Here is a 24,146-nt window from a genome sequence, read left to right on the forward strand (position 1 = left end):
GCGCCGAAATCCGGCCTCACTGCTCCGGCAGAAGCTGGCGGTGCAGCCAGACCGTCAGGGTCACGACGATGATTGCGGCGAACAGGGTGTCGGACAGGAAGTGGGCGCCGACGACAATGCGCGCCCCGCCGACGATCACCCCGAAGGCCAGGGCCGCTGCGATGGCGGTGCGGCGCCACCGGGAGGGCACCAGCAGGGCGAAGGCCACGACCCAGAACCCGATGGCGGCGTGACCGGAGACAAACGAGCAGTTTGTGGCGCACTGGTCGGCGATCATGAAGGGCGGCGTGTAGTGGCCAGCGCCGCCGAACGCCGCGATGTCGTTGGGCCGTGCGCGCCCCCAGAATTCCTTAAGGACGCCGTTGACGATCAGACCGGGTCCCAGGGCCAGACTGAGCACCAGGAAGGCGATGTGACGGCCCCGGGGCCAGCCGGCCCGAAGCCCCGGACCCAGCCTGTCGCCCAGCCAGATCAGCACCAGGAACAGGACCACCGCGTACAGCACGGGGGGCACGCCCTTGCGGATCAGGTTCAGCAGAGGGCCTTCGGAGACGAACCGCTGCGTGGCCGGATCGTAGAACAGCGCGCTGACTCCCAGGTCCACCTGCGGGAACACGACGAACACCAGAACCAGGGCCAACAGGATCCGGCAGCGCCAGCCCGCCAGCGGTTGCGGGTCCCAACTGTGCGGCGTCATGGCGTGTCCTGCTCGACCTTGACGACAGCCCATTCGCGGCGTTCTCCGCCCGGCAGGGTCACGCTCAACCGGGCCCGAATATCCCCGCCGGCATCGGCCAACGCCGCCGGAATCACCAAAATTCCGCTGAACGCCCCGACACTGTCCGAACCGGAGCCGACGACCCGCGGATGCAGTCCGCGCGTCTCGGCGTGATAGGACAGCAATGCCGCATCGTCGCCGGCGACCCCAAGGGGATGATCCGGGTATGCCTCGGCCACCGACTCAAGCCATGGCCCGACCGCGGTCCAGGCGAGGCCGCTGTTCTCAGCGTTCAACCATGAGGGCACGACCCACCCCGCGTCCTGCGCGAGACCGGGCCCCCGCCAGACCAGTGCGATCAGCAGGACATTGACCCCAACCATGGCCCGAACCCATCCCATCCTGTCGCGCACGCACAGCCAGGCCGTGACAAGAACGACAAGGGCGGGCACGGCCGGCGCAATTAGGGTCGCGAGATCGTTGCCGGCAAGGGCAGCCGCCAAAGCCATGGCGAGTACGGGAATGGAAAACAGCATCAGAAGGCGTGCCCGGAAATCCCGAAATGTCCGTCGAGCCACCTCCAGGGGCAGACGCAGGGTCAGCCAGCCCGCCACCAGGGCCAAGATCGGTCCAAGCAGGACCGCGGCCAGACCGAGCTGCCAGCCCAGGGCGGCGGCGATCCCCGCCTGAGGCACGGTCACGTCCTGGAGCGCCAACAGCAAGGCTTCGTATCCGCTCCAGCCGTGGGCCGCGTTCCACATGATGTCCGGCCACGCACACGCCAGGGCGGTCAACAGCGCGACATAGGGCCCCGGCCGCCACGGGAGCCGGGGAGCCGTTTCTGAAAACAGCAGGAACAGAAGGGCCAGTGGGATGAACACCAGCATCACCGGATGGATCAGAACACCGACCCCGATCCCCACCCCAAGAGCCACCCAGTCCGTGAGATGCTGCTCCACCGACATGGTGCGGCCCAGGGCCAGCAGGGCCAGCGCCCAGGGCGGCGCCAGCAGGGCGATGGCATCGATATGAACGCTGTCATGGAAAACGACGGGCAGTGTGGCGTGGACCATCATGCACCAGAAGCCGGTGCGCCGGTCGAACAGCGAGCATCCCAGTTGATACACGCACCACGTCGCCAACCCTTGTGCCAGGGGCCCCAGGAGCCTGAGGCAAGACGCCTCTGCTCCACAGGACCAATTGAGAAGCCCCAGCAACCACGGACCGAGTGGCCCCGGCCCAGGCCACGCCGGATGAGGATCGCGCCCCATCACCCACAGTTCCGCCTCCGTCGGTGTCAGGGGGGGCACCGCCTCCGTCATCAGGAACCCGATCCGAGCCAGGGTCACCGCCACCACGATGGCGGCAACAGGCCAGGGGGCCGACAGCGCAGCTGACAAACGGTCGAGGACAGGGGCGCGTGCCTCTCTCGACGAATAATGCATCCAGTCTTTGCCTTCATTGATGGGGAACGCAAACCGGCCACCGGCCGGTCACGGTTCTATCCATCCTCCAGGTGGAACAGCAGGGCAAGGCCCAACAGCCCGGCGACCAGCGCCGGCGACCATGCCGCCAACAGGACGGGCAGCGTCTGCGACTGGCCCAGGGTATAGGTCACCTGGGAAAAAAAGTAGACGAGGAATCCGGTGACGGTGCACCCGATCACGCGGGCCAGCCAGTCCCCCCGCCGCTGGCTGGCGTTGAACCCGAAAACGGCCGCCAGCAGGACCATGGCGCAGAGCATGGCCGGCGATGCCAGCAGGGCATACCAGTGCATCCGGTGCGCATGGGGCGAAAACCCCGCCGACTCGAAGAAAGCGATGAAATTCGGCAGCGCCCAGAAGGAAATCGATTCCGGTGCCGCGAACTTCTCCTGGATTTCCGGCAGGGACAAAGTCGTGGCGACATCCATCTTCGGGAGCCGCTGCGGCACTTCCCCCGGAATCGAAATCGTGACGCCCTCAAGAATAAGTCTCTGTTCGGAAAGCCTCCCTTTTCGCGCATCAATGCGTTGATCCGGAATGTCGTCGTCACCGATTTCCAGAACGAGCACCTCCGACAGGAACAACTCCCCGTTGTCTTGGTGCGCCTTGCGGGCATGGAGGACCCGGAAGCCATCCTCTTTCTGTTCGCGCAGCCATAATCCGCCGCGCGACAGCGAAAACGGTTTGTCGGTCCCCAGGCCAACCGTCTGCCCGACCCGCTCGAACTGGGTGAACAGAGTCGCGGCCACGGGGTTCAGGGCACCGACGTTGATGACACCAAGGAACAGGACCAGCGCGAACAACGGCAGCATGATCTGCCAGACCGAAACACCCGCCGCGCGCACGACGATCAACTCACTGGATCGCGACAACCGCCAGAATGTCATCAGAGCCGCCGCGAGAAACACGAACGGCAAGGCCGTCTGCAACATCAAAGGCAGGCGCAGCAGCCCCATCCTGACCACCAGTCCGAGGGTTGCGTCTTCGAGCTTCGCGGTCTGACGCAGCAGTTCAATGACATCGAACAATAGAATCACGCCCGCGACCACCAGCACGGTCAGGCCGAGGGTGATGAGGAAGCGACGGGCGATATAGACTGTCAGGGTCGGCTGCACGCGGCGGAGTCCGGATACGGGAGAGAAGAATCAGGCCGCCGGCCGCGACCATGTTTCGCACACGATGCTCTTACACCTTTGTTCGCGGTCTTGCCAACGCGTGCCGACGGGCACTGTCGATCACGCCGTTCAGGAAAATCTTGACGGCGCGGACCGTTCTGGCTAAACACCGGCCCTTCAAACGACAACCGCGATCCGACGAGGAAGGATACCACCATGGCCCGACGTTGCGCCGTGACGGGCAAGGGCGTGCAGACTGGCAACAACGTCAGCCACTCCAACATCAAGAGTAAGCGTCGCTTCCTGCCGAACCTCCAGGTCACCTCGCTGATGAGCGAATCCCTGAATCGGACGGTGAGAGTGCGCCTGTCGACACATGGTCTGCGGACCATTGAGCACGTGGGCGGCATCGACGCTTTCCTGATGACGACCGCCAACACCAAGCTGTCGCCGGAGCTTCGCAAGATTAAGCGTCTGGTGCAGAAAGCCGCTGAGGACCGCGCCGCCGCCTGATCTTCGGGCGAACGGCTCCACGAACAGTGGCCTGGGCAGGATCGCGCCAAGCGGCGGATTGTCCTTGCAATCCTTCACGTTTGGCTCTTTTGTGGACCCGAACCATGGCGACCGTCCCGTACGGATGGCCGCTCTGTTTGGACGCTGTCGAGCGGGTGCTGTCATGACTTTCGGGCTGGACCCTTACGTTTTCTACGCTCTTGCGGGCTTTACGACGGTGGTGTGCATGCTGTTGCTGTTCACCCTGTTCCGAATGTTCGATTCCGTTTCCCGTATTTCACAGAAAGTCGCTGAGCGCACGTCCGATATCCCGGCAACGCCGAACCAGCAACACAGCACCTCGGACGATCAATAAACGCGCCGATTTTGACGGTAGACGTCACGGAGCGTCGTCGACGATCCGCCAGCTGTACGCCAGGATCCGTTCCGCGCCACCCCGCGTGACGAAGTAACCCTGCGCACCTCTCACATGAGTGCGCAAGAGGTACGAGCCATGTCTTGAACCAAGAGACAGATCCGCGGTTCGCCGCAGAATGCGCTCGTGTCCCAGATAGCACCCCAGTTCAGACGGCAGCACGTCCTGCCCGTAGACAGCCCGACACCGCCGCCCGTCGTACCGGGCCCCAATCAAGGTTCGAGAGCGTGGCACCGTCCACGCCCTCCACGACCTCCGCGGATACCCCGAGCCGCGTCACCTCAGCCTTGGCAAGGGCCCGCCGTTCCGTGTGCCGGGGCAGATTGAGAAGGTAAGATTGGAACCGTCATGTTCGATGTGTCTAGGCCCATCAAGAGGCGGAGGTGGACGCCGCCGCCGTTAGGTCATTGGTGCGACCGACGGCCCGATCATAGGCCTTGATCAAGAGGCGTGTCACCGTTCCCGGCGTGAACGTGTCGTTTCCGATCTGCCCGACGGGGGTCACCTCGGCGGCGGTTCCGGTCAGGAAGACTTCCTCGGCTTGGGCGATTTCCTCGGGCATGATTGGCCGCTCGACCACCTCTAGGCCGGCCTCAATGGCAAGGCCGATGACCGTGCGGCGGGTGATGCCGTCCAGGAAACAGTCCGGCACAGGGGTATGCAGCTTGCCGTCCGGCATCAGGAAAAAGATGTTCGCACCGGTCGCCTCCGCCACGCGGCCGCGCCAATCCAGCATCAGGGCATCGTGAAAGCCCTCCTGCTCCGCCTTATGCTTCGACAGGGTGCAGATCATGTACAGCCCGGCCGCCTTGGCCTGCACGGGCGCGCAGGCGGGGTCCGGGCGCCGCCAGTCAGAGATGGCCAGCTTGATCCCCGCCATGCGGGCCTCGGGCGAGAAGTACGACGGCCACTCCCACGCCGCAATCGCGAGATTGATCCGGTTTTTCTGGGCCGACACGCCCATCATCTCGGATCCGCGCCACGCCAGAGGACGGACGTAACCGTCCGAGATGGCATTGGCTTTCAGCACAACGTCATGGGCGGCATTGATTTCATTGATCGAATAGGGGATCTGGAATCCCATCAGCCGGGCCGACTCGTGAAGCCTTTCGGTATGCTCCGTCAGTTTGAAGACGGTCCCGTTGTAGACTCGCTCTCCCTCGAAAACGGAGGAGGCATAATGCAGGGCGTGGGTCAGCACATGCACCTTGGCCGAACGCCAGTCCACCAACTCGCCATTGAACCAGATGGTGCCGTCGCGGTCATCAAACGGAGCGTTCGCCATGGTCATTCGCCTCCTGAAGATGGAATCTGTCCAAAAACCACCTGGAACCGGTAACATTGTTGGGATAATATGTCAACAAACCTGACGTATATTGACGAAGCGCGAGCGGATCGCCGCCACCGCGTGCCATGGCCGCAGGCGAGGACACACCCCGATGACTGACCACAAACCTGGGCCCAACCCGCTGTTCCTTCGCGAGGAGGATCTGCGCCAGGCCATTGAGTTGCTGTTTTTCGCCTATCGCGACTTCACTTCGGAGGCCGACGCCATGCTGGCCCGGAACGGGTTCGGCCGCGCCCATCACCGGGTGATCTACTTCGTCGGTCGCCACCCCATGATATCGGTCAGCGCGCTGCTGGATATTCTGCGCATCACCAAACAGAGTCTCTCCCGCGTCCTGGGTCAGCTGATTCGCGAAGGATTTATCATCCAGCACAAAGGCGCGACGGATCGCCGTCAGCGCCTTCTCGAACTGACCGACAAGGGGTTGGAGATCGAACGTCAGTTGACCGAAGCCCAGCGCCAGAGGATCGCCCGCGCCTATCGTGAGACAGGCGGCGAGGCTGTACAGGGGTTCCGATCCGTCCTGTTGGGCATCATGGACCCACCCGACCGGAACCGGTTCTCCCGGAGAGGTGACACATGAGCCCAGGCATAGACTCCGATGATCCGGCGGACCTGCCCCACGTCCTGGTCGTGGACGATGATGAACGGCTGCGTCACCTCCTGAACCGCTTTCTGTCCGATAATGGATTCCTGGTCACGACGGCCGCGGATCCCCAAGAAGCCCGGGGGCAACTTGCGGCCCTGGCGTTCGACATCCTGGTCGTGGATGTGATGATGCCCGGCGAGGATGGTCTTTCGCTGACCCGGTCATTGCGCGAGGCCAGTTCCGTTCCGATTCTGATGCTGACGGCGATGGGCGACCCGGAGGCCCGCATTCGAGGCCTGGAGGCTGGCGCGGACGACTACCTTCCGAAGCCTTTCGAGCCTCGGGAATTGCTGCTGCGCCTCAACGGGATCCTGCGCCGCGTGGCGGAACGTCCGGCGGAACAGACCGCCGACGCCGCGCTGGCACTTCTTCGGTTCGGACCCATGATCTTGGATCCGCGCCGTGAGTCCCTGACCCGCGACGGCGAACCGGTACACCTCACCACAACCGAACGGCAGCTTCTGATGGTCCTTGCGAGCCGGGCCGGGGAGGTCATCAGCCGGGACGAACTCGCGCAGCTGACCGGCGCGGCCGCCAATCCCCGTGGTGTTGATGTCCAAGTGACACGGCTGCGCCGCAAGCTTGAGCGGGACCCTCGCATGCCACGACATCTTCATACCGTGCGTGGTCGCGGCTACCTTCTCCGACCTGATTAGGTGCCCGCCCACCGTGCCCTGTCCTCTGGAGGCCGGATCGTCATGCCCCGATTTCAACCGTTCCGGCCGCTTAAGCGCCTGCTGCCCCGGGACATCATGGCGCGGTCCCTCCTCATCATCGTCATTCCGCTGGTGTTGTTGCAGATCATCACCGCCTACGTGTTCTTTGACCGCCATTGGGAGATTGTCTCACGTCGCCTCAATACAGCGGTGGCCTCTGAGATCGGGCTGATCGCCCGTCTCATCTACACGTACCCTGGCGAAGAAACCCGCGAATGGGCTTTCAGCGTGGCCCGCATCACCCAGGGGCTCGTGTTCCGGTTCTCACCCGGCGGACAGTTGCCAAGCATTCCGGCCCAGCGCAGCGACCCGATCGAGCGGGCCCTGCGCCAGCGCATCGGCAACTACATCCCCTACCCGTTCACCATCGACGGGCGCCCCGGAGAGGGCGAACTGACGGTGCACATGCAGACCCCTGGCGGTCTTCTGTCGGTGGACGTCTGGAAGGACCGCCTGTTCACGGAATCGATCTTTCTGTTCGTGTTCTGGATGGGCGGTTCGTCCATTGTGCTCTTTGGGGTTGCTGCCATCTTCATGCGCAATCAGGTCCGCCCCCTGCTGCGCTTGGCGCGCGCCGCCGACGCCTTCGGAAAGGGGCGGGAGGCTCCGGATCTGAAAGTCACCGGGGCAACCGAGGTACGGCAGGCGGCCAGGGCCTTCATCGCCATGCGTGACCGCATCCGACGCCAGATCGACCAACGCACGGGCATGCTGGCGGGCGTATCCCATGACCTACGGACCCCCCTGACCCGCATGAAACTGCAATTGGCCATGCTGGAAGGGGTCGAGGGCGTCGACGATCTCCGCGCCGATGTCACGGAGATGGAGCGCATGGTCGAGGCCTATCTCGATTTCGCGCGAGGCACCGGCACCGAAACGGCCGGGCCGACCGATCTCGGGGCCGTGCTGGAGGATGTCGTGGACCGTCACCGTCGGGCCGGCGGAACCATTTTCCTGACCGTCGCCCAACCGATCACGTTGCCCCTGAAGCGGCAGGCTTTCGAACGCTGCATCGGCAACCTTCTTGGCAACGCCATTCGTCATGGCGACACCGTGACCGTCCAGGTTCTTCTGATCGACGATCACGTCGAGATCTTCGTGGATGACGATGGCCCCGGGATCGCGCCAGCCGACCGTGAGGCCGTCTTCAAGCCCTTCCAGCGACTGGAAACCTCACGAAACCTGAAAACAGGCGGCATGGGCCTGGGCATGACCATCGCCCGGGATCTGGTCCGGGGCATGGGCGGAGACATCGCGTTGCTTGAAAGCCCGCAAGGTGGGTTGCGGGTGAAACTGCAACTGCCGCTATGAAAGTCGGCGGGCTCGCTTGCTTCGGTACATGCTCTCGTCAGCCTGCCGCATGGCATCCTCAAGCGAAAGCCCGGGTTCGAACGCGCAGACCCCGCAGGATACCGACAATGCCAGCGGCCCTTCGGGAAGGTCGACGGTCTTCTGAGAGACCTCGAACTCGATGCGCGCGCGGATCTCCTCCGCCCCGTAAAGATCCGTGTCCATCAGCACGACACCGAACTCGTCTCCTCCCAGACGGCCCAGAAGGTCGGACGCTCGGGTGCAGTCGATCAGCGAGGCGGCCACCTGCTGAATCGCCACGTCACCGGCGGCATGACCACCCCGGTCATTGATCGGCTTGAGGTCGTCAACATCCAACATCAGCAGGGCGATGCCGTGTCCCTGCCGTTCCGCATAGGCGATCATCCGTTCCAGTTCCCGGACAAAGGAGCGGCGGTTTCGCAGCGGCACCAGCGGATCGGCGTCGGCCAGAGCCTCGGCGCTTTTCACGCGCTCCCGCAGCCCCTCCAGTTCCTCCTGCAACTGCTGAACTTCCCCCAGAAGCCGCTGAATCGCGGTGCTGACGGCGGGCGTCATCTGATCGTCAGGGATGCCAAGAACATGAGCGACCGGACGCTCCACGCCGCCCGTGTGAGGTGCCTTGTTCAGGACAACACGTCCGGCGCGCGCTGAATAGGCGCGGGTCACGTCAGACGAAGATGGTCCGAAGCTTGTCCTCATGCGCGGGCAGCCCTTGGGAGTTCAACACATGATCTTGATAAGGGAAGGAAGTTAAGGATGTGTAACCCTGTAATACCGATCGACGAATGAACTGACTTCATTCGTTGATCGGCCGGTGCGACGGCACCGGCGCCCCCGGCGCCGGGCGCCCCGAAGGAGCGCTGCGGCGATACAAACGAAAGCCTCAGAATCAACGCCGCCCCAAAGGGATCCGGAGTCGGACGAGCCATTCCTATCGCCAGCCAGCGTAAAATACCGACAACTCTTCTCAAATCCTACGGTTTTATCGTCAGTGGGACGGGCGAAAGGGCCGACCGATGCAGGCCGGCGCATTGAGGCGGATGCGCGTTCGGTCCCGCGAGATCAGCACCAGGACAACAATGGTCGCCAGATACGGCAGCATTGAGAGCAGATGGGACGAGACAGCCAGCCCGGCGCCCTGGGCATGAAGCTGCACGATGGTCACGCCCCCGAACAGATACGCCCCCAGCAGCACCCGTCCAGGCTTCCAGGTGGCGAAGACAACCAGGGCCAGCGCGATCCACCCCCGTCCGGCGGTCATCGTTTCCACCCACATCGGCGTATAGGCCAGCGACAGATAGGCCCCCGCCAGACCTGACATAGCGCCGCCGAACAGCACACACAGGAAGCGGATGCCGATCACCGGATATCCGAGCGCATGGGCGGCGTCGTGGTTCTCCCCTACCGCGCGGATCACCAGTCCAACCCGTGTGCGATAGAGCCCCCAACCGACCAGGATGGTCGCCAAGACAGAGGCATACACAAGCGGATCGTGGGCAAACAGCACCGGCCCGATCAGCGGCAGATCGGACAATCCCGGGATGTGGAGGGCGTCCAGTCCCTCGATGGGGATTCCGATGAAACCCTGACCGATGAAGGCCGACAGACCGACGCCGAATATAGTCAACGCCAACCCGGTCGCGACCTGATTGGACAGAAGTCCAAGCGTGAGGATCCCGAAGACCAGCGCCAGCGCCATGGCCCCCAGCATGCCTGCCAGGATGGCCAGCGCCGGATTGCCCGTCATCACCGCCGTTGCGAAGGCAGCGACCGCGCCGACCAGCATCATCCCCTCGACGCCCAGGTTCAGCACGCCGGACTTTTCGGTCACCAACTCGCCGACCGCCGCCAGCGCAAGCGGCGTCGCGGCCCGGATCATGGCCACCAGCAGGGCGACGACGCCATCAAGCCCGTCCATGTCGGTCCCCTCCCCGCGGCTGAACAGGTCGGCGGCCAAAGCGGAAGCGATGGTGGATCAGCACGTCCGCGGCCAACAGAAAGAACAAAATCATGCCCTGGAACACGCCGGTCACAGCGCGTGGCAGGCCGAGTTCAATCTGCAACGTATCGCCGCCCAGATAAGTCAATGCCATGAACAGGCCGGCCAGCAGAATCCCCAGCGGGTGCAAGCGGCCGAGAAACGCGACGATGATCGCCGTGAACCCGTAGCCCGGCGAGATCTGTGGATGAAGTTGGCCGATGGGACCGGCAACCTCAACCATTCCCGCAAGCCCCGCCATGCCGCCGCCGCACAGCAGTCCCAGCCAGATGACGCGGGCCTGACTGAACCCGGCATACCCGCCGGCGCGCGGCGCCAGCCCGATCACTTTGACTTGAAAGCCGATGAAGGCCCGCATCAGCAACAGCCAGATCCCCCCGACGCCGGCCAGCGCGAACAGCGCGCCAACGTGAAGGCGCGTTCCCTCGACCAGGGCCGGCAACTGCGCGGACGGACCGAACAGAGCCGATTCCGGAAAGTTGAACCCGGCCGGATCGCGCCAGGGGCCATGAACCAGATACCCCAAAAGCAACTCGGCGACATAGGTGAGCATCAGACTCACCAGAATCTCATTGGCGTTGAAGTGTACCCGCAGCAGCGCCGGGATTGCAGCCCACGCCATGCCGCCGATCATGCCGGCCAACACCATCGTCGGCAGCAGCCAGGGCAGTTTGGCGTCACCGGCCCACAACGCCAGCCCGCCGGCGCAGATGGCGCCCAGGATCAACTGCCCTTCGGCACCGATGTTCCAGACATTGCCGCGAAAGCCCACGGCCAGTCCCAGCGCGCACAGCACCAGCGGCGTGGCCTTCACGATCAGTTCGCTCCAGCCGAAGCCAGTGCTCAGGGGCGCGATGAAAAAGGCATGCAGGGCGCGAAGGGGATCATGGCCCAAGGCGGCGAACAAGATCACCCCGGCAACTCCGGTCAGGCCCGCCGCGATCAGGGGGGTCAGATAGATCATCAGGCGCGACCTCTCGGGACGCGCCTCCAGCCTAGGCCACATGGGCGTTGCCCCCCTCGAACAGGCCGGCCATCAGGACGCCCATGTCCTCGGCGGTGACGGCGTGCGTGGGACGGCTTTCGGACAGCCGGCCGGCCGCGATTACCGCGATCCGATCCGACAGCGCGTACAGTTCGTCCAGGTCCTGGGAAATCACCAGGATGGCGGCGCCCCGGTCGCGCAAATCAACCAAAGCATGATGGATCGCGGCTGCCGAGCCGGCATCCACGCCCCAGGTCGGATGCGCCGCCACCAGCACACGCGGTTGTTGGAGAATCTCCCGGCCGATGATGAATTTCTGAAGGTTTCCACCGGAGAGGCTGCGCGCCTCGGCCGCGCTGCCATGGGCGATGACGTTGAAGGCCTGGATGACGCGGCCGGCGAAGTCTCGCGACCGGTTCCGATGCACCAACCCCCTGTTCACCAAGCCGTGATGCCGATAGGCCGACAAAAGAGCGTTTTCGGCAAGGGTCAGGTCGGGTACCGCCCCCTGCCCCATCCGTTCCTCCGGCACCACGGCGAGTCCCAACCCGCGACGCGCGCGCGGCCCCAGGTGGCCCGCCGGCCTGTCCGCGATTCGGATGACCTCGGGATGAGCCAGTCGGCGTTCCCCGGAGAGCGCGCGCATCAGCGCATTCTGGCCGTTACCCGCGACACCGGCGATTCCCAGGATCTCCCCCGCTTTGACAGCAAACGAGACCCCCCGCAAATCGGTGCCATGCGGATCATCCCGGTCCATGTCCAGGCCGGCAACCTCCAGCATCGCGCCGGCCGGCGTGGCAGCGTCCGGTTCCCGCCGTCGCTCCTTTAGGTCCGGGGGCGCGGTGCCGATCATCAGGCGCGCCAGCGACCGGGCGGTTTCCTGCCGGGGATCGACGGTCGCCACGACCCGCCCGCCGCGCAGGATGGATGCCCGGTCGCAGAGCATGCGGATCTCATCCAGCTTGTGGGAGATGTACAGGATCGAACATCCCTCGTCGCGCAGCCGGCGCAGCACCTCGAACAGCGCCAGTGCTTCCCGGGGGGTCAGCACCGATGTGGGCTCATCGAGGATGATGAGCCGTGGCGCACCAAGCAGGCAGCGCACGATCTCTACGCGCTGCCGCTCGCCCACCGACAGTTCATGCACGTGGCGTTCGGGCTGAATCGCTAGGCCATAGCCGTCCGACACCGCCCGGATACGCGCCGAAAGGGTTTTCATGGTGTCTCGTGTGCCCAGACCAAGGGCCACGTTTTCCGCCACCGTCAGGGATTCGAACAGAGCGAAGTGCTGGAACACCATGCCGATCCCGAGCCGCCGCGCCTCGGCCGGGCCGTCGATGCGCACGGGGCGCCCCTCCCACAGGATCTCGCCCGCGTCGGCCGCCAGCACCCCATGGACGATCTTCATCAGGGTGGACTTGCCGGCCCCGTTCTCTCCCAGGAGGGCGTGAATCTCGGCCGGACGGACATCAAGACTCACATGGTCGTTGACCACCACGCCGGGAAAGCTCTTGCATACGTCGCGCAACGCGAGACGCGGGGGCGCAAGCTCTGGCGGCGGGGTCGAGGATGTCGCCATGAATGGGCCGCCCCATTTCAGGAAGCAAAGCGTGTTCGCGAGGCGATGCCCCGGATCGGCAGGCTGGCGCGGTTCACGCCAGACCGGCGTACTGCCCCCGGCAGTGAACCAGAGGTCCCGCCTCCTCTGGCCCTGAAACGCGCGTCACGGCGCCAACGATGATGTCGTGGTCGCCGACGGTGAACACGTCATGCACGTCGCATTCGACGGTGGCCAGGCATCCGGCCAGAACGGGGGCACCGTTCTCGCCCGGGGCGTGGCTGATGCCGTCAAAGCGATCGTCCCGCTTTTCCGCGAATCGCGTCGAGATGTCCCGTTGTGACTCCGCCAGGATGTTGACCGCGAACGGGCCCCGTCGGAACGACTCCAGATTGGATGTGCGGTCGCCAAGGCAAATCAGGACCAGCGGCGGCCTCAGCGACACCGACGAGAAGGCGCTCACCGTCAATCCTACCGGTTGGCCTTCGGCCGTACACGCCGTCACCACCGTCACGCCGCTGGCGAAACATCCCATGGCTTTACGAAAAGCGCTTTCATCAACCGACATCTGCATGGCCTCCCGTCTCATCGCCTTTCGGGGTCTTAGCGCATCGCGGTGAAGGCGCCAATGTTTGATTTCCATTGGATACGCTGCGATGTTCAGGTTATGTCAAGTTTGGTGGGAGATCCTCCCTTAGACGTTTTTCGAAGTGTCCTCCATTCTGCTCGCCCGAAAGGCGGCAGGGCGCTATGATCGTCAGCCATGGCGGGTCGGCCCTGGTTGGCTACTGAAACAGGATCGCGATTCTAGATGCTTGTTATCGTCGGTACCATCATCGTGATTGTCTGTGTGATCGGAGGCTACGCTCTTGGTGGCGGACACCTTGATGTCCTCTGGCAGCCTTACGAGTTCCTGATCATCTTCGGCGCGGCGATCGGCGCGTTTGTCATCGGCGGGTCCAAGACGCTGATTTCAAACACGGCCAAGTCCATTGGCCCTATGCTGAAAGGACCGAAGTACAAGAAGTCACACTACCTGGAACTCCTGACGCTGCTATACACGTTGTTCCGGCTGGCAAAGACGAAGGGCGATCTCGCCCTTGAAAGTCACGTGGAAAAACCGGAGGAGAGCACGATCTTTCAGAAGTTTTCGGGCTTTTCTTCCAACCACCATAACCTCGAGTTCCTGTGCGACTACCTGCGCCTTCTGACACTTGGCACGAACAACGCCCACGAGGTGGAAACCATCGTCGACGGCGAGATCGAGGCCCACCACAAGGAAAACCATTCTGTCGCTGAGGCCGTCACCACCATGGCCGACGCCATGCCCGCGCTGGGCATTGTCGCGGCGGTGCTGGGCGTGATTCACACCATGGGATCGATCACAGAACCGCCGGAGGTGCTGGGTCACCTGATCGGTGCCGCCCTGGTCGGTACGTTCTCTGGCGTGCTGTTCTCGTACGGTTTTTTCGCGCCGTTTGGTAAGGCCATCGCCACGGCCTACGACGCTGACACGGAATACCTGAATTGCATCAAGGCGGCCCTGCTGGCCCACATGCAGGGCTATGCCCCGCAGGTCTCGATCGAGTTCGCCCGAAAAATCCTGTCGCCGTCCGTTCGTCCCACGTTTGCGGAAGTGGAGGACGCGGTCACCAATATGTCGGACTGACGGCCATTTCCTCGTTCCGCCAGCACGGGATGGCGGCCGGTCTGTTGTGTTTGTTTGTGAAATCCGTGTTTCATGGTCCTTTTGGGGATCGTCGTGACGCGGCCCCGTACCCCAGGTTGGACGTAGCGGCGGAGCCATGGCCGAGGAACAGAACGCCGTCATCATCAAGCGCGTCAAGAAGGGCGGTCACGGCCACCACGGCGGCGCGTGGAAGGTCGCCTACGCCGACTTCGTGACCGCCATGATGGCCTTTTTCCTGCTCCTGTGGCTGCTCAACTCGGTCACGGAAGAGCAGTTGCACGGCATTTCCAACTACTTCGCCCCCACGGCCGTGTCGGAAAGCACCAGCGGTGCCGGCGGCATGCTGGGCGGACAGGTCGTCGGCGTCGGCGCCAACTCGGCGCAGAGCGCGTCGCCCTCCTCACAGCCTGTCCTGCCGCCGCCGACCATCGGCATCGGCGGCAACGACTTCACCGACCCGGCCGAAGGCCTGTCCCTCGACGAGACCCAGCCCGATTTCCCGTCTGGAGAAGACGAGAACATGGGGCCCGGCGAGGGCCCGGCCGAAGATCCCGAGCAGGCCGCCGCCGAGGCCGCGCAAGAGGCCAGCTTCGAGGAGGCCGCCCAGACCTTGCGGCAGGCGATCCAGGCGGTGCCCGACCTTGAGCAGTTGCAGGACAGTCTGGTCATTGAGGAAACCGAGGACGGCCTGAAAATCCAGTTGCTGGACCAGGACCGGCTGGCCATGTTCCCGGGCGGGTCGTCCGCGATGTACGAACATACCCGCCTGCTGCTTGGCCTGGTTGGCCAAGCCATCGGGGAGATGCCCAACAAGCTGCGGATCACCGGGCACACCGACAACGCACCGTTCATTGATCCGACCGGATACAGCAACTGGGAACTGTCGGCGGATCGGGCCCTCGCCAGCCGCCGGGTGCTGCTGGCATCCGGCATTGATCCGGAGCGCATCGACGGCGTGGTCGGAAAGGCCTCCGCGGACCCGTTGATTCCGGAAACCCCGGATGACCCGCGAAACCGGCGCATCGACATCGTACTGCTGCGCGACGCGGACCTGTATGCCCAGGCCCAGCAGGATGTGGTGCCGAGCCTGCCCAGCATCATTGACCTGTCGCCGGCGAATGACCTTTAGTTCTGAGCGCAACGCCGGGTGACAGTGCGATGGGGTTGGCGCCCGGCGCCAACGGCGTCATATTTCCGCTGCAAGGCCTTTTCGGCAAGGGACCGGTGCCGCGCCCATGGATCAGACACCGCTCAAGCGTCCACAGTTCTTTTTCACCACGGCCCCGATGCCGTGCCCCTATCTGGACGGCCGCCTGGAGCGCAAGATCGTCACGGACCTGTCAGGGCATGGCGCCGACGCGGTTCATGACGCCCTGTCCCGCGCGGGCTTCCGGCGCAGCCACACCATTGCTTACGCCCCGGCCTGCCCCGAATGTCAGGCCTGCGTGCCCGTGCGGATCGTCGTTGACGGATTCGCGCCGAAAGGCACCCTGCGGCGCATCTGGAACGCCAACCGGGATGTGGACGTGGACCTGCTGCCGGCGACCGCAACGGCGGAGCAGTACCAAGTGTTTTCCCGGTATCAGCACTGTCGTCACGGCGAAAGCGACATGGCGCTAATGGGATTCTTCGATTATCGCTCGATGGTCGAGGACAGCCCGATTGATACCGCGATGGCGGAGTTTCGGGGTCCGGACGGCGCACTTCTGGGGGCCTGCCTGATGGACCGCATGGCGGACGGGCTCTCGGCCGTCTATTCCTTCTTCGATCCCAACGTGCCGACCAAGCGCAGCCTGGGGACCCATATGGTTCTGTGGATGGTGTCGCGCGCCCGCGCGGAAGGGCTTGGCTACGTCTATCTCGGCTACTGGATCGAGGAGTCCCGCAAGATGGCCTACAAAACCCGCTTCCGGCCGCTCGAGGCCTTCGGCGCCAAAGGCTGGTACCGTCTGCGCGACTGACCCTGAGACAGACCTATTTGGCAGGAAGATCGACCTCAAGGATGGTCATATTGAAATCGTAGGAAATCTCGCCCTCGTCCTCGTCACGATACAAGGTGCCGAGAAACTCGCGACCCAACCAGACCTCGACCGGATCGTTCGGCTTCTTCGGCACGGTCAGCGTGATCCCGTCATTTGAAAACACTTGGCGCAGATAGGTCTGGACCTGATTGATTTCCTGCCGATTCAAGAGTGCCTCCCGTCTGCCCCATGTCGAAACCCGGTAACGCCCGGTTTTGTGCCGCGCGTTGCCGGTGGTTCCAACACGGAAGGCACCGCCCGGTCAACGGAAAGAACCGTCTGTGTCCTACGCTGGCTTGTTTTTGCGGTTCTGGACGCTGCCCCGTCCGCTCAGCAGGCCACGCGCTACAACTTGAGCCTGAATCTCAGCCGCGCCCTCGAAGATATTGAGAATCCTTGCGTCGCACAGGATACGGCTGATCGGATATTCGAGCGCGTAACCGTTGCCTCCATGGATCTGAAGGGCGTTGTCGGCGTTCGACCAGGCCACCCGCGCGGCCAGCAGCTTGGCCATGCCGGCCTCGATATCGCAACGGATGTCGCTGTCCTTCTCGCGCGCCGACATATAGGTGATCTGGCGGGCGATCATGGTTTCCACCACCATCCACGCCAGCTTGCCGTGGACCCGCGGGAAGGCAAACAGCGGCTTGCCGAACTGGACCCGTTCCTGGGCGTATTTGAGCCCCTCCTCCAGCGCACATTGGGCCACGCCCACGGCGCGGGCGGCGGTCTGAATACGGGCCGATTCAAAGGTTTCCATCAGTTGCTTGAAGCCCTGCCCCTCGACCCCACCAAGCAGGGCATCCTTGGGCATGTGGAAGCCGTCGAAGGACAGCTCGTATTCCTTCATGCCCCGATAGCCCAGAACCTCGATCTCCCCTCCGCTCATGCCGTCGGCCGGGAACGGAGTGTCGTCCGTGCCGCGTGGCTTGGGCGCAAGGAACATCGAAAGACCCTTGTAGCCCGGCTCGTCCGGATTGGTTCGGGCCATCAGGGTCATCAGGTCGGTGCGCGCGGCGTGGGTGATCCAGGTCTTGTTGCCGTTGACCACCCACTGGTCGCCCTGCAGGACGGCGCGAGTCCGCACGCTGCCCAAGTCCGAGCCGGTATTGGGCTCCGTGAAGACGGCCGTGGGCAGAATCTCGCCGCTGGCGATCTTCGGCAGATAGTGCTGTTTCTGCTCCTCGGTCCCGCCCAGGCGGATCAACTCAGCGGCGATCTCCGAGCGGGTGCCCAAGGATCCCACGCCGATATAGCCGCGCGACAGTTCCTCGGTGACCACGCACATGGCCATCTTGCCCATGCCGCTGCCACCGAAGTCCTCGGGCACGGTCAGGCCGAAGACGCCCATTTCGGCCATCTGCTCGATGACCTCCAGGGGGATCAATTCGTCCTTCTCGTGCCAGCCGTGGGCGTGCGGCTGCACCTGATCGTCGACGAACTTGCGGAACTGGTCGCGGACCAGATCCAGCGTTTCGTCCTCCAACCCCAGATCACCGAAATTGCCGTCCTTCATCAATTCGGCAATCCGGGCCTTGCAGGCGGCCGTGAAGCCGTGCTCGCGCAGCAACGTGGTATAGGGCGTCTGCAACGCCTTGCGCTCGCGCACCTCGATGCCGAAGTCGGCCAGCCGGACGAACTCGCCCTGGCTCATGGGCAGGCCGCCGAAGATCTGGTGCAGATACTCGGAGTAGGCGGCCTGAAGAATGAGCTGTTCAAGCTCGCCGAACCGTCCCTCGGCCTCCAGGCGCTTGCCCCACGCCAGCATCTCGCCCAGCGCGGTCACATAGGTGGCGAACCAGGCAAAGCCATGGGTGGCGTGCTGCTCGCGCTCCATCAGCGCGGCGTCAAGCTTGCCGTCGGTGCTGAGTTCCTTGGCGATGTGGTCGCGGATGACCCCCAGCACCTGACGCACGGTTTCGAACGAGCGTTCACAGGTGTGCAAAAGGTCCTGAACGATGAGAGAGCCTGCCATGATGTTCCCCTGAGCCCGTCAAAGAAGCCGGCCCGGGCGCGCCGGCCCGAGCATTGGTGAGTGCCGAACGACCAGGATCAGCCCGGCAGGCACTCCTCGACGGTACGGCGGCCCGGCTTCACGGCCTGGACCAACACCGCCATGTTCCCCGGCTTGTGCTCGTTTTTCCACATCTTGGTGTGAGCTTGGGGAATCTGATCCCAGGTGAACACCTCGGACATGCACGGATCAAGGCGCCGCTCGATTACCAATTGGTTGGCCTGGGAGGCCTGCAACAGGTTGGCGAAGTGGCTGCCCTGGATTCGCTTCTGGCGCATCCAGACGAAGCGGGCGTCAAACGTCAGGTTGAACCCTGTCGTTCCGGCGCAGAACACGACCATGCCGCCCCGTTTGACCACCAAACACGAAACCGGGAAGGTCTGCTCGCCCGGGTGCTCGAACACCAAGTCGACGTCATTGCCCTTGCCGGTGAACTCCCAGATGGCGCGGCCGAACTTGTAGGATTCCTTCATGTAGGCCTTGAACTCCGGCCCGTTGACGTCCGGCAGACGGCCCCAACAATTGAAGTCCTTGCGGTTGAGGACGCCTTTGGCGCCCAGCGACATCACGAAGTCACGCTTGGTCTCGTCGGATATGACGCCGATCGCGTTGGCGCCGGAGACCGCGCAGAGCTGCACCGCCATCGCGCCCAGGCCGCCCGACGCGCCCCAGATCAGCACGTTCTGGCCCGGCCGCAGCACATGCGGGCGGTGACCGAACAGCATGCGGTAGGCGGTGGCCAGCGTCAGAGTGTAGCACGCACTCTCTTCCCAGGTCAGATGCTTGGGGCGCGCCATCAACTGCTGCGCCTGGACATTCGTGAACTGGGCGAAGGACCCGTCCGGGGTCTCATAGCCCCAGATGCGCTGGGTCGCCGAGAACATGGGGTCGCCGCCGTTGCACTCCTCGTCGTCGCCGTCATCCTGGTTGCAGTGGACGACGACCTCATCGCCCACCTTCCAGCGTTTCACCTGCGAGCCGACGGCCCACACGATGCCGGAGGCATCCGAGCCGGCGATGTGAAAATCCGCCTTGTGAACATCGAACGTGGAGACCGGCTCGCCCAGCGAGGCCCAGATGCCGTTGTAGTTGACGCCAGCAGCCATCACCATCACCAGAACCTCGTGGGACTCCAGCTTGGGAACGTCCACGACCTCAACCTGCATGGCCGATTCCGGCGGGCCGTGCCGTTCGCGGCGGATCGCCCAGGCGTACATCTGCTTCGGCACATGTCCCAGCGGGGGAATCTCCCCCAGTTCGTAAAGGTCCTTCTTGTCCTGATTCGACAGCGGATCAGCGACCTCGGCGTTGGCGTTGCTCATGCCTCGGAACTCCCTGAACTGGCGTTCTTGCGTTTCGACTGCGACGGATTGCGGCGACTGCGAAGAGCCTCAATGTCGCGGTCCCGTTAGCTTCAGGCTATACCCGACTTCACTCTTCCATCGCAATGCACAAACTGATAAATAATTTCGCCCGGGCTATATGCAAGGTAATTATAGTTCTGCGGAAACCGACCTCATAGTGGTTATGTGAACCATTGGTCGCGCGAAAATGGAGACGAGCATGACCGGCACGCCAGCATCCCCCGCCCAGAATGCTGCGCCGCAGCGTGACAAGCCGTGGCTGTTCCGGACCTACTCCGGCCATTCCTCGGCCAAGGCCTCGAATGAGTTGTATCGCACCAATCTCGCGCGCGGGCAGACGGGTCTGTCGGTGGCCTTCGATCTGCCGACCCAGACCGGATACGACTCCGATCATGTGCTGGCGACCGGCGAGGTCGGGAAGGTTGGCGTGCCCATCTGCCACCTGGGCGACATGATGACGCTCTTCGATCAGATCCCGCTGGAGAAGATGAACACGTCGATGACCATCAACGCCCCTGCGGCATGGCTGCTGGCGTTGTACATCGCCACGGCGGAGAAGCAGGGCGCGGATCGCTCCAAGCTTCAGGGCACGGTCCAGAACGACATCATCAAGGAATACCTGTCGCGCGGCACCTACATCTTTCCGCCGGAACCCTCGCTGCGCCTCATCAACGACGTGATCGCGTTCACGTATAAGGAGGTTCCCAAGTGGAACCCCACCAACATCTGTTCCTACCATCTCCAGGAAGCGGGCGCGACGCCGGAGCAGGAACTGGCCTATGCCATGGCGACCGCCCGGGCGGTGCTGGATACGGTGCGCGACTCCGGGCAGGTCCCGCCCGAGGACTTCCCCGTCGTGGTCGGCCGCATCAGCTTTTTCGTCAACGCCGGCATCCGCTTCGTAACGGAACTGTGCAAGATGCGCGCGTTCTGCGAGCTGTGGGACGAGATGTGCCGCGAGCGCTACGGCGTTGAAAACGAAAAGTACCGCCGCTTCCGCTACGGTGTGCAGGTCAACAGCCTGGGCCTGACCGAACAGCAACCCGAGAACAACGTCTACCGCATCCTTCTGGAGATGCTGGCGGTCGTGCTGTCGAAGAACGCCCGTGCCCGCGCTGTGCAGTTGCCCGCCTGGAACGAGGCGCTGGGCCTGCCCCGGCCCTGGGACCAGCAGTGGTCCTTGCGTCTGCAACAGATCGTGGCGTTCGAAACGGACCTGTTGGAGTACGGCGACCTCTTCGACGGGTCCGCCGAGATCACCCGCAAGGTCGAGGCTCTGAAGGAGCAGGCCCGCGCCGAACTGGACCGCATCGAGGCCATGGGCGGCGCCGTGGCGGCGGTCGAATCCAGCTATATGAAGCAGAAGCTCGTTGAGTCGAACACCCGGCGGTTGGCCGGCATCGAATCGGGCGATATGGTCGTCGTGGGCGTCAACAAGTACACCGAGGCCGCCCCCAGCCCGCTGTCCACCGGCGACGGCGCGATCATGGCGGTCGATCCCCAGGCCGAGCGCGACCAGATCGAAAGCCTGAAGGCATGGCGCGCTCAGCGCGACGACACGGCCGCGCAGGCGGCGCTGGCCGACCTCGCGGCGGCCGCGCGGGAAGGCCGCAACATCATGGAACCGTCCATCGCCTGCGCCCATGCGGGCGTGACAACGGGTGAATGGGGCCAGACGCTCCGTGACATCTTCGGCGAGTATCGGGCGCCCACCGGTGTGGCCCGTAACGCCAGCGAGACCACCGCCGGCGAGCGCATGAGCGCGGTGCGCGAACGGGTCGAGGAGGTCTCCGCCCGGCTCGGCCGGCGGGTCAAGATCCTGGTCGGCAAGCCGGGCCTGGACGGCCACTCCAACGGCGCCGAACAGATCGCCGTGCGCGCCCGCGACGCCGGGATGGAGGTGGTCTACGAGGGCATCCGCCTGACCCCGGCGCAGATCGTCAACGCCGCGCTGGAAGAAGGCGTGCATGTGGTCGGCCTGTCGATTCTGTCGGGGTCGCACATCACCCTGGTGACCGATGTGCTGGACCGCATGCGCGCCGTCGGTCTGGGCGACATTCCGGTCATCGCCGGCGGCATCATCCCGGCCGAGGATGAACGCACCCTGCTTGCCGCCGGGGCGGCCCGGATCTACACGCCGAAGGACTATGACCTGACGGCGATCATGGACGACATCATCACCATCATCGATCCGGACCAGCAGCGAGCGGCGTGACGTCGGTCATTGCGCTCAGACATCACGCGTCGCCGCCTTCCCCAGGGCAACGATGTTATGGCAACCTGAAAAGGGATCCAGGCGTGTGTTCTCGCGCCCGGATCCCGGGCAAGAACCGTCGGCTCGTCATCGACGGGACTGCCGGAACCTCAGGGGCGTCGAGGTCCAAAGGGAAAGGTCATGCGCGAGACATGCGGGGGATGCGGAGAGAGCTACGACGCTGAAAATCTGACGCGATGCGAATGCAGTGGCACGTACTGCTACAGGTGTCTGTCCGCCCATCTCCGCAGGGCCGGTCACCAATTGCCGAAAGGCGGCTGGACTGGCGAGGCCATGGAACGCCTCCAGGAATACATTGGGAAGCGATCCGTCTGGGAAAGCTGGCATCTGGAAGAGCGGCGGGATCCCTTCTCAGGAAGGACGTTCACCGCAAAACTGAAACGCCCTGCGGCGGACTCCTTTGCCCGCCTCGTCAGAGTGTCCGGTCCTCCCATACCTCCCATGAAGACGGACAGCGACGACATTGAAACCCGACAACAATACCTAGCCGACCAGAATTACATGTTCTGGGTGGATGTTCAGCTTTTTGGCCGGCCGGGGAAACCCGTCGTGAGACTCACATTGATGCCTGAGGATCTGGCCACGGAAACCGCATTGTTCAGCGAAAAATCCGGTCCGTGGGGCGTTGGCGATGCGTTGGGCCGCTTGGTGATGAAAAAGCTCCGCGCGGAGCATGGCGTGGAAGAAAACTATCTCGCGATACTCTGAACGGGATGACCACTTTTTGATCCGCCCCGCGTTGAATCGCCTGGGCGGATCCGAAGCCAGCGTTCGCGGGCGTTGCAGCCCTTACGAAATTGTCATGCGGCGGAAAACTCCCCGTCACGAGCGGTGCGCTATGTTCGCATCATCAGGAGCGGCACTCCACGGCTTAACCTGAACCTCGTGGCAGCGGGGATACCTCCGAAAGACAGCCATAACCCCTCCACGGACGGACCCTTCAGCAAGGTTCGCCCAACATCCAGAGCAAGACCCCGCGAACCATCGCGCTTCAGCCACGCACCGGTTCGCAATCAAACGACCCCAACGCCCGCCACGATCCGTCGTGGCGGGCGTTGTCGTTTGGAACTCGGAAAAGCGGCCCGTCATGTCTCCCCGGCGCTTCCCCCTCCGGCCGTTCTCCTCACGCGGTGGACTCATTGCGCGCAGATGCGCTTTGGCGAGCAAGTCCGCGCCCAGTCGAGAAAACGGACCGGTTCAATGGCGTCTCCATGCTTTGAGATGGACCATTCGTAGGTCTATTTCTGAAGATGTAGCGGGGGAACTGTTTGCGGAGGAGTGTCCGATGCAGGTGTCGGTGACAGACGCCAAAAGCCAACTGACGGATCTGGTGCGGCGCGCCGAAGCGGGGGACGAGGTGGTTCTGACCCGTTATGGTCATCCGGCCGTGCGCCTTGTGCCGGTGAGCGCGAAACCAAACCGCGCGACTCGCAAGGCGCTGCTCGACGCGGTCCGCGCGAACGCCGCCGTCAAGGCCACCCCTGGCGCCAACGCGGCCCGGAGTCAGGACGTCCTGTACGGCGAAGACGGCCTTCCACAATGATCGCGGTGGATACGTCGGCCCTGATGGCCATCCTCCTCAACGAACCGGACGCCGAGGCCTGTGCCGCCGCCCCGGAGACAGACGACACGCCACTGATCTCGGCGGGCACCGTCGCCGAAGCCCTGATCGTCGCCGGCCGGCGGAACGTGGGCGACGAGATGGGTCGACTGATCGAGGGGCTGGGCTTTGAGGTCGTCGGCGTATCCTTGGCCTCTGCTCGGCACATCGCCCAGGCCTATCAGCGATGGGGCAAGGGCATCCATCCGGCGGCGCTGAACCTTGGCGATTGCTTCGCCTATCAGGTCGCCAAGGAGAACGGCTGCCGCCTGCTGTCTGTGGGCGACGATTTTTCCCGGATGGACATACAAAGCGTCCTCTGAACGATCCACACAGGACGAATCGGCAGG

General features: G+C 63.9%; 24 protein-coding genes. 12 read left to right on the forward strand and 12 right to left on the reverse strand.

Annotation, left to right across the window (positions count from 1 at the left end; genetic code table 11):
- Positions 1-16: 16 nt before the first annotated feature.
- The 3 genes from BLS85_RS02005 to BLS85_RS02015 are packed head-to-tail and all read right to left on the reverse strand — an operon-like array spanning position 17 to position 3,317.
- Complete coding sequence (locus BLS85_RS02005; protein WP_092781293.1) at positions 17-697, reverse strand: phosphatase PAP2 family protein; 681 nt, start codon at positions 695-697, stop codon at positions 17-19.
- Positions 694-2,163 (reverse strand): ArnT family glycosyltransferase, encoded by a 1,470-nt coding sequence (locus BLS85_RS02010; RefSeq protein WP_092781295.1) that lies wholly within the window; start codon positions 2,161-2,163, stop codon positions 694-696. The genes BLS85_RS02005 and BLS85_RS02010 overlap by 4 nt, the downstream gene beginning before the upstream one ends.
- A gap of 56 nt (positions 2,164-2,219) precedes the next feature.
- Positions 2,220-3,317, reverse strand: coding sequence for an LptF/LptG family permease (locus tag BLS85_RS02015; RefSeq protein WP_092781298.1), 1,098 nt, complete (start codon positions 3,315-3,317; stop codon positions 2,220-2,222).
- Between the two features lie 216 nt (positions 3,318-3,533).
- Here BLS85_RS02015 and rpmB point away from each other — a divergent pair, with 216 nt between their 5' ends.
- Both rpmB and BLS85_RS02025 read left to right on the forward strand, forming a co-directional pair.
- Entirely contained in the window at positions 3,534-3,830 is a 297-nt protein-coding gene (rpmB, locus tag BLS85_RS02020) for a 50S ribosomal protein L28 (RefSeq protein WP_092781300.1), read from the forward strand.
- A 163-nt stretch (positions 3,831-3,993) separates the two neighbouring features.
- A complete protein-coding gene (locus tag BLS85_RS02025; protein WP_092781303.1) occupies positions 3,994-4,185 on the forward strand; it encodes a hypothetical protein in 192 nt (63 codons plus the stop codon).
- 430 nt (positions 4,186-4,615) lie between these two features.
- On the opposite strand, the gene BLS85_RS02030 is transcribed toward BLS85_RS02025, so the two are convergent.
- Positions 4,616-5,530, reverse strand: a complete 915-nt coding sequence (locus BLS85_RS02030) for a branched-chain amino acid aminotransferase (RefSeq protein WP_092782120.1) — start codon at positions 5,528-5,530, stop codon at positions 4,616-4,618.
- A 154-nt stretch (positions 5,531-5,684) separates the two neighbouring features.
- Between BLS85_RS02030 and BLS85_RS02035 the strand changes: the two genes are divergently transcribed.
- Genes BLS85_RS02035 through BLS85_RS02045 form a run of 3 tightly spaced genes read left to right on the forward strand, consistent with a single transcriptional unit; the run spans position 5,685 to position 8,269 of the window.
- Positions 5,685-6,176 carry a MarR family winged helix-turn-helix transcriptional regulator gene (locus BLS85_RS02035; RefSeq protein WP_092781306.1) on the forward strand — a complete coding sequence of 164 codons (492 nt, stop codon included), beginning with the start codon at positions 5,685-5,687 and terminating at the stop codon, positions 6,174-6,176.
- Positions 6,173-6,898 (forward strand): response regulator, encoded by a 726-nt coding sequence (locus BLS85_RS02040; protein WP_092781309.1) that lies wholly within the window; start codon positions 6,173-6,175, stop codon positions 6,896-6,898. Before BLS85_RS02035 ends, BLS85_RS02040 begins: the two co-directional genes overlap by 4 nt.
- Positions 6,899-6,940: 42 nt before the next feature.
- Positions 6,941-8,269, forward strand: a complete 1,329-nt coding sequence (locus BLS85_RS02045; protein ID WP_092781312.1) for an ATP-binding protein — start codon at positions 6,941-6,943, stop codon at positions 8,267-8,269.
- Here the strand turns inward: BLS85_RS02045 and BLS85_RS02050 are convergent.
- From BLS85_RS02050 to BLS85_RS02070, 5 genes are all read right to left on the reverse strand, one after another.
- Positions 8,264-8,845, reverse strand: a complete 582-nt coding sequence (locus BLS85_RS02050) for a GGDEF domain-containing protein (protein ID WP_176793266.1) — start codon at positions 8,843-8,845, stop codon at positions 8,264-8,266. The two genes, BLS85_RS02045 and BLS85_RS02050, sit on opposite strands and share 6 nt — an antisense overlap.
- 433 nt (positions 8,846-9,278) lie before the next feature.
- Entirely contained in the window at positions 9,279-10,208 is a 930-nt protein-coding gene (locus tag BLS85_RS02055; RefSeq protein ID WP_092782123.1) for an ABC transporter permease, read from the reverse strand.
- The gene (locus BLS85_RS02060) at positions 10,195-11,253 is read right to left on the reverse strand and encodes an ABC transporter permease (protein WP_092781318.1); all 1,059 of its coding nucleotides are present in this window, start codon (positions 11,251-11,253) and stop codon (positions 10,195-10,197) included. The genes BLS85_RS02055 and BLS85_RS02060 overlap by 14 nt, the downstream gene beginning before the upstream one ends.
- Positions 11,254-11,284: 31 nt before the next feature.
- Complete coding sequence (locus tag BLS85_RS02065; RefSeq protein WP_092781321.1) at positions 11,285-12,853, reverse strand: ABC transporter ATP-binding protein; 1,569 nt, start codon at positions 12,851-12,853, stop codon at positions 11,285-11,287.
- A 73-nt stretch (positions 12,854-12,926) separates the two neighbouring features.
- Positions 12,927-13,400 (reverse strand): flavin reductase family protein, encoded by a 474-nt coding sequence (locus BLS85_RS02070; RefSeq protein ID WP_092782126.1) that lies wholly within the window; start codon positions 13,398-13,400, stop codon positions 12,927-12,929.
- 243 nt (positions 13,401-13,643) lie between these two features.
- Here BLS85_RS02070 and motA point away from each other — a divergent pair, with 243 nt between their 5' ends.
- From motA to BLS85_RS02085, 3 genes are all read left to right on the forward strand, one after another.
- Positions 13,644-14,501 (forward strand): flagellar motor stator protein MotA, encoded by an 858-nt coding sequence (gene motA / locus BLS85_RS02075; RefSeq protein ID WP_092781323.1) that lies wholly within the window; start codon positions 13,644-13,646, stop codon positions 14,499-14,501.
- Between the two features lie 136 nt (positions 14,502-14,637).
- The gene (locus BLS85_RS02080) at positions 14,638-15,651 is read left to right on the forward strand and encodes a flagellar motor protein MotB (RefSeq protein ID WP_092781326.1); all 1,014 of its coding nucleotides are present in this window, start codon (positions 14,638-14,640) and stop codon (positions 15,649-15,651) included.
- Positions 15,652-15,757: 106 nt separating this feature from the next.
- Positions 15,758-16,483, forward strand: coding sequence for an arginyltransferase (locus BLS85_RS02085; RefSeq protein ID WP_092781329.1), 726 nt, complete (start codon positions 15,758-15,760; stop codon positions 16,481-16,483).
- A gap of 13 nt (positions 16,484-16,496) precedes the next feature.
- Here BLS85_RS02085 and BLS85_RS02090 read toward each other — a convergent pair whose 3' ends face one another.
- The 3 genes from BLS85_RS02090 to ccrA all read right to left on the reverse strand — a co-directional run bounded on the left by BLS85_RS02090 (position 16,497) and on the right by ccrA (position 19,879).
- Complete coding sequence (locus BLS85_RS02090; RefSeq protein ID WP_092781332.1) at positions 16,497-16,712, reverse strand: DUF3126 family protein; 216 nt, start codon at positions 16,710-16,712, stop codon at positions 16,497-16,499.
- A gap of 117 nt (positions 16,713-16,829) precedes the next feature.
- A complete protein-coding gene (locus tag BLS85_RS02095) occupies positions 16,830-18,518 on the reverse strand; it encodes an acyl-CoA dehydrogenase family protein (protein ID WP_092781335.1) in 1,689 nt (562 codons plus the stop codon).
- Between the two features lie 77 nt (positions 18,519-18,595).
- Positions 18,596-19,879, reverse strand: coding sequence for a crotonyl-CoA carboxylase/reductase (gene ccrA, locus BLS85_RS02100; protein WP_092781338.1), 1,284 nt, complete (start codon positions 19,877-19,879; stop codon positions 18,596-18,598).
- 241 nt (positions 19,880-20,120) lie between these two features.
- Here ccrA and BLS85_RS02105 point away from each other — a divergent pair, with 241 nt between their 5' ends.
- From BLS85_RS02105 to BLS85_RS02120, 4 genes are all read left to right on the forward strand, one after another.
- Positions 20,121-22,136, forward strand: a complete 2,016-nt coding sequence (locus tag BLS85_RS02105; protein WP_092781340.1) for a protein meaA — start codon at positions 20,121-20,123, stop codon at positions 22,134-22,136.
- 333 nt (positions 22,137-22,469) lie between these two features.
- Positions 22,470-22,904: a hypothetical protein gene (locus tag BLS85_RS02110; RefSeq protein WP_092781342.1), complete on the forward strand. Its 435-nt coding sequence runs from the start codon at positions 22,470-22,472 to the stop codon at positions 22,902-22,904.
- Between the two features lie 577 nt (positions 22,905-23,481).
- A complete protein-coding gene (locus tag BLS85_RS02115) occupies positions 23,482-23,739 on the forward strand; it encodes a type II toxin-antitoxin system Phd/YefM family antitoxin (protein WP_092781345.1) in 258 nt (85 codons plus the stop codon).
- On the forward strand, positions 23,736-24,119 hold the full coding sequence (locus BLS85_RS02120; RefSeq protein WP_092781348.1) for a type II toxin-antitoxin system VapC family toxin: 384 nt from the start codon (positions 23,736-23,738) through the stop codon (positions 24,117-24,119). The genes BLS85_RS02115 and BLS85_RS02120 overlap by 4 nt, the downstream gene beginning before the upstream one ends.
- Positions 24,120-24,146: the final 27 nt, after the last annotated feature.

The organism is Rhodospira trueperi (genome assembly GCF_900101965.1).
GTDB classification, from domain to species: Bacteria; Pseudomonadota; Alphaproteobacteria; order Rhodospirillales; family Rhodospirillaceae; genus Rhodospira; species Rhodospira trueperi.

Excerpts from the sequence above, each read along its gene's own strand:
- BLS85_RS02035 (WP_092781306.1), top strand. The coding sequence starts at position 5,685 with ATGACTGACCACAAACCTGGGCCCAACCCGCTGTTCCTTCGCGAGGAG.
- BLS85_RS02095 (WP_092781335.1), bottom strand. The coding sequence starts at position 18,518 with ATGGCAGGCTCTCTCATCGTTCAGGACCTTTTGCACACCTGTGAACGC.
- BLS85_RS02110 (WP_092781342.1), top strand. The coding sequence starts at position 22,470 with ATGGAACGCCTCCAGGAATACATTGGGAAGCGATCCGTCTGGGAAAGC.
- rpmB (WP_092781300.1), top strand. The coding sequence starts at position 3,534 with ATGGCCCGACGTTGCGCCGTGACGGGCAAGGGCGTGCAGACTGGCAAC.
- BLS85_RS02120 (WP_092781348.1), top strand. The coding sequence starts at position 23,736 with ATGATCGCGGTGGATACGTCGGCCCTGATGGCCATCCTCCTCAACGAA.
- BLS85_RS02050 (WP_176793266.1), bottom strand. The coding sequence starts at position 8,845 with ATGACGCCCGCCGTCAGCACCGCGATTCAGCGGCTTCTGGGGGAAGTT.
- BLS85_RS02080 (WP_092781326.1), top strand. The coding sequence starts at position 14,638 with ATGGCCGAGGAACAGAACGCCGTCATCATCAAGCGCGTCAAGAAGGGC.
- motA (WP_092781323.1), top strand. The coding sequence starts at position 13,644 with ATGCTTGTTATCGTCGGTACCATCATCGTGATTGTCTGTGTGATCGGA.
- BLS85_RS02040 (WP_092781309.1), top strand. The coding sequence starts at position 6,173 with ATGAGCCCAGGCATAGACTCCGATGATCCGGCGGACCTGCCCCACGTC.
- BLS85_RS02085 (WP_092781329.1), top strand. The coding sequence starts at position 15,758 with ATGGATCAGACACCGCTCAAGCGTCCACAGTTCTTTTTCACCACGGCC.
- BLS85_RS02055 (WP_092782123.1), bottom strand. The coding sequence starts at position 10,208 with ATGGACGGGCTTGATGGCGTCGTCGCCCTGCTGGTGGCCATGATCCGG.
- BLS85_RS02010 (WP_092781295.1), bottom strand. The coding sequence starts at position 2,163 with ATGCATTATTCGTCGAGAGAGGCACGCGCCCCTGTCCTCGACCGTTTG.
- BLS85_RS02070 (WP_092782126.1), bottom strand. The coding sequence starts at position 13,400 with ATGTCGGTTGATGAAAGCGCTTTTCGTAAAGCCATGGGATGTTTCGCC.
- BLS85_RS02060 (WP_092781318.1), bottom strand. The coding sequence starts at position 11,253 with ATGATCTATCTGACCCCCCTGATCGCGGCGGGCCTGACCGGAGTTGCC.
- BLS85_RS02005 (WP_092781293.1), bottom strand. The coding sequence starts at position 697 with ATGACGCCGCACAGTTGGGACCCGCAACCGCTGGCGGGCTGGCGCTGC.
- BLS85_RS02115 (WP_092781345.1), top strand. The coding sequence starts at position 23,482 with ATGCAGGTGTCGGTGACAGACGCCAAAAGCCAACTGACGGATCTGGTG.
- BLS85_RS02105 (WP_092781340.1), top strand. The coding sequence starts at position 20,121 with ATGACCGGCACGCCAGCATCCCCCGCCCAGAATGCTGCGCCGCAGCGT.
- BLS85_RS02065 (WP_092781321.1), bottom strand. The coding sequence starts at position 12,853 with ATGGCGACATCCTCGACCCCGCCGCCAGAGCTTGCGCCCCCGCGTCTC.
- BLS85_RS02045 (WP_092781312.1), top strand. The coding sequence starts at position 6,941 with ATGCCCCGATTTCAACCGTTCCGGCCGCTTAAGCGCCTGCTGCCCCGG.
- ccrA (WP_092781338.1), bottom strand. The coding sequence starts at position 19,879 with ATGAGCAACGCCAACGCCGAGGTCGCTGATCCGCTGTCGAATCAGGAC.
- BLS85_RS02030 (WP_092782120.1), bottom strand. The coding sequence starts at position 5,530 with ATGGCGAACGCTCCGTTTGATGACCGCGACGGCACCATCTGGTTCAAT.
- BLS85_RS02025 (WP_092781303.1), top strand. The coding sequence starts at position 3,994 with ATGACTTTCGGGCTGGACCCTTACGTTTTCTACGCTCTTGCGGGCTTT.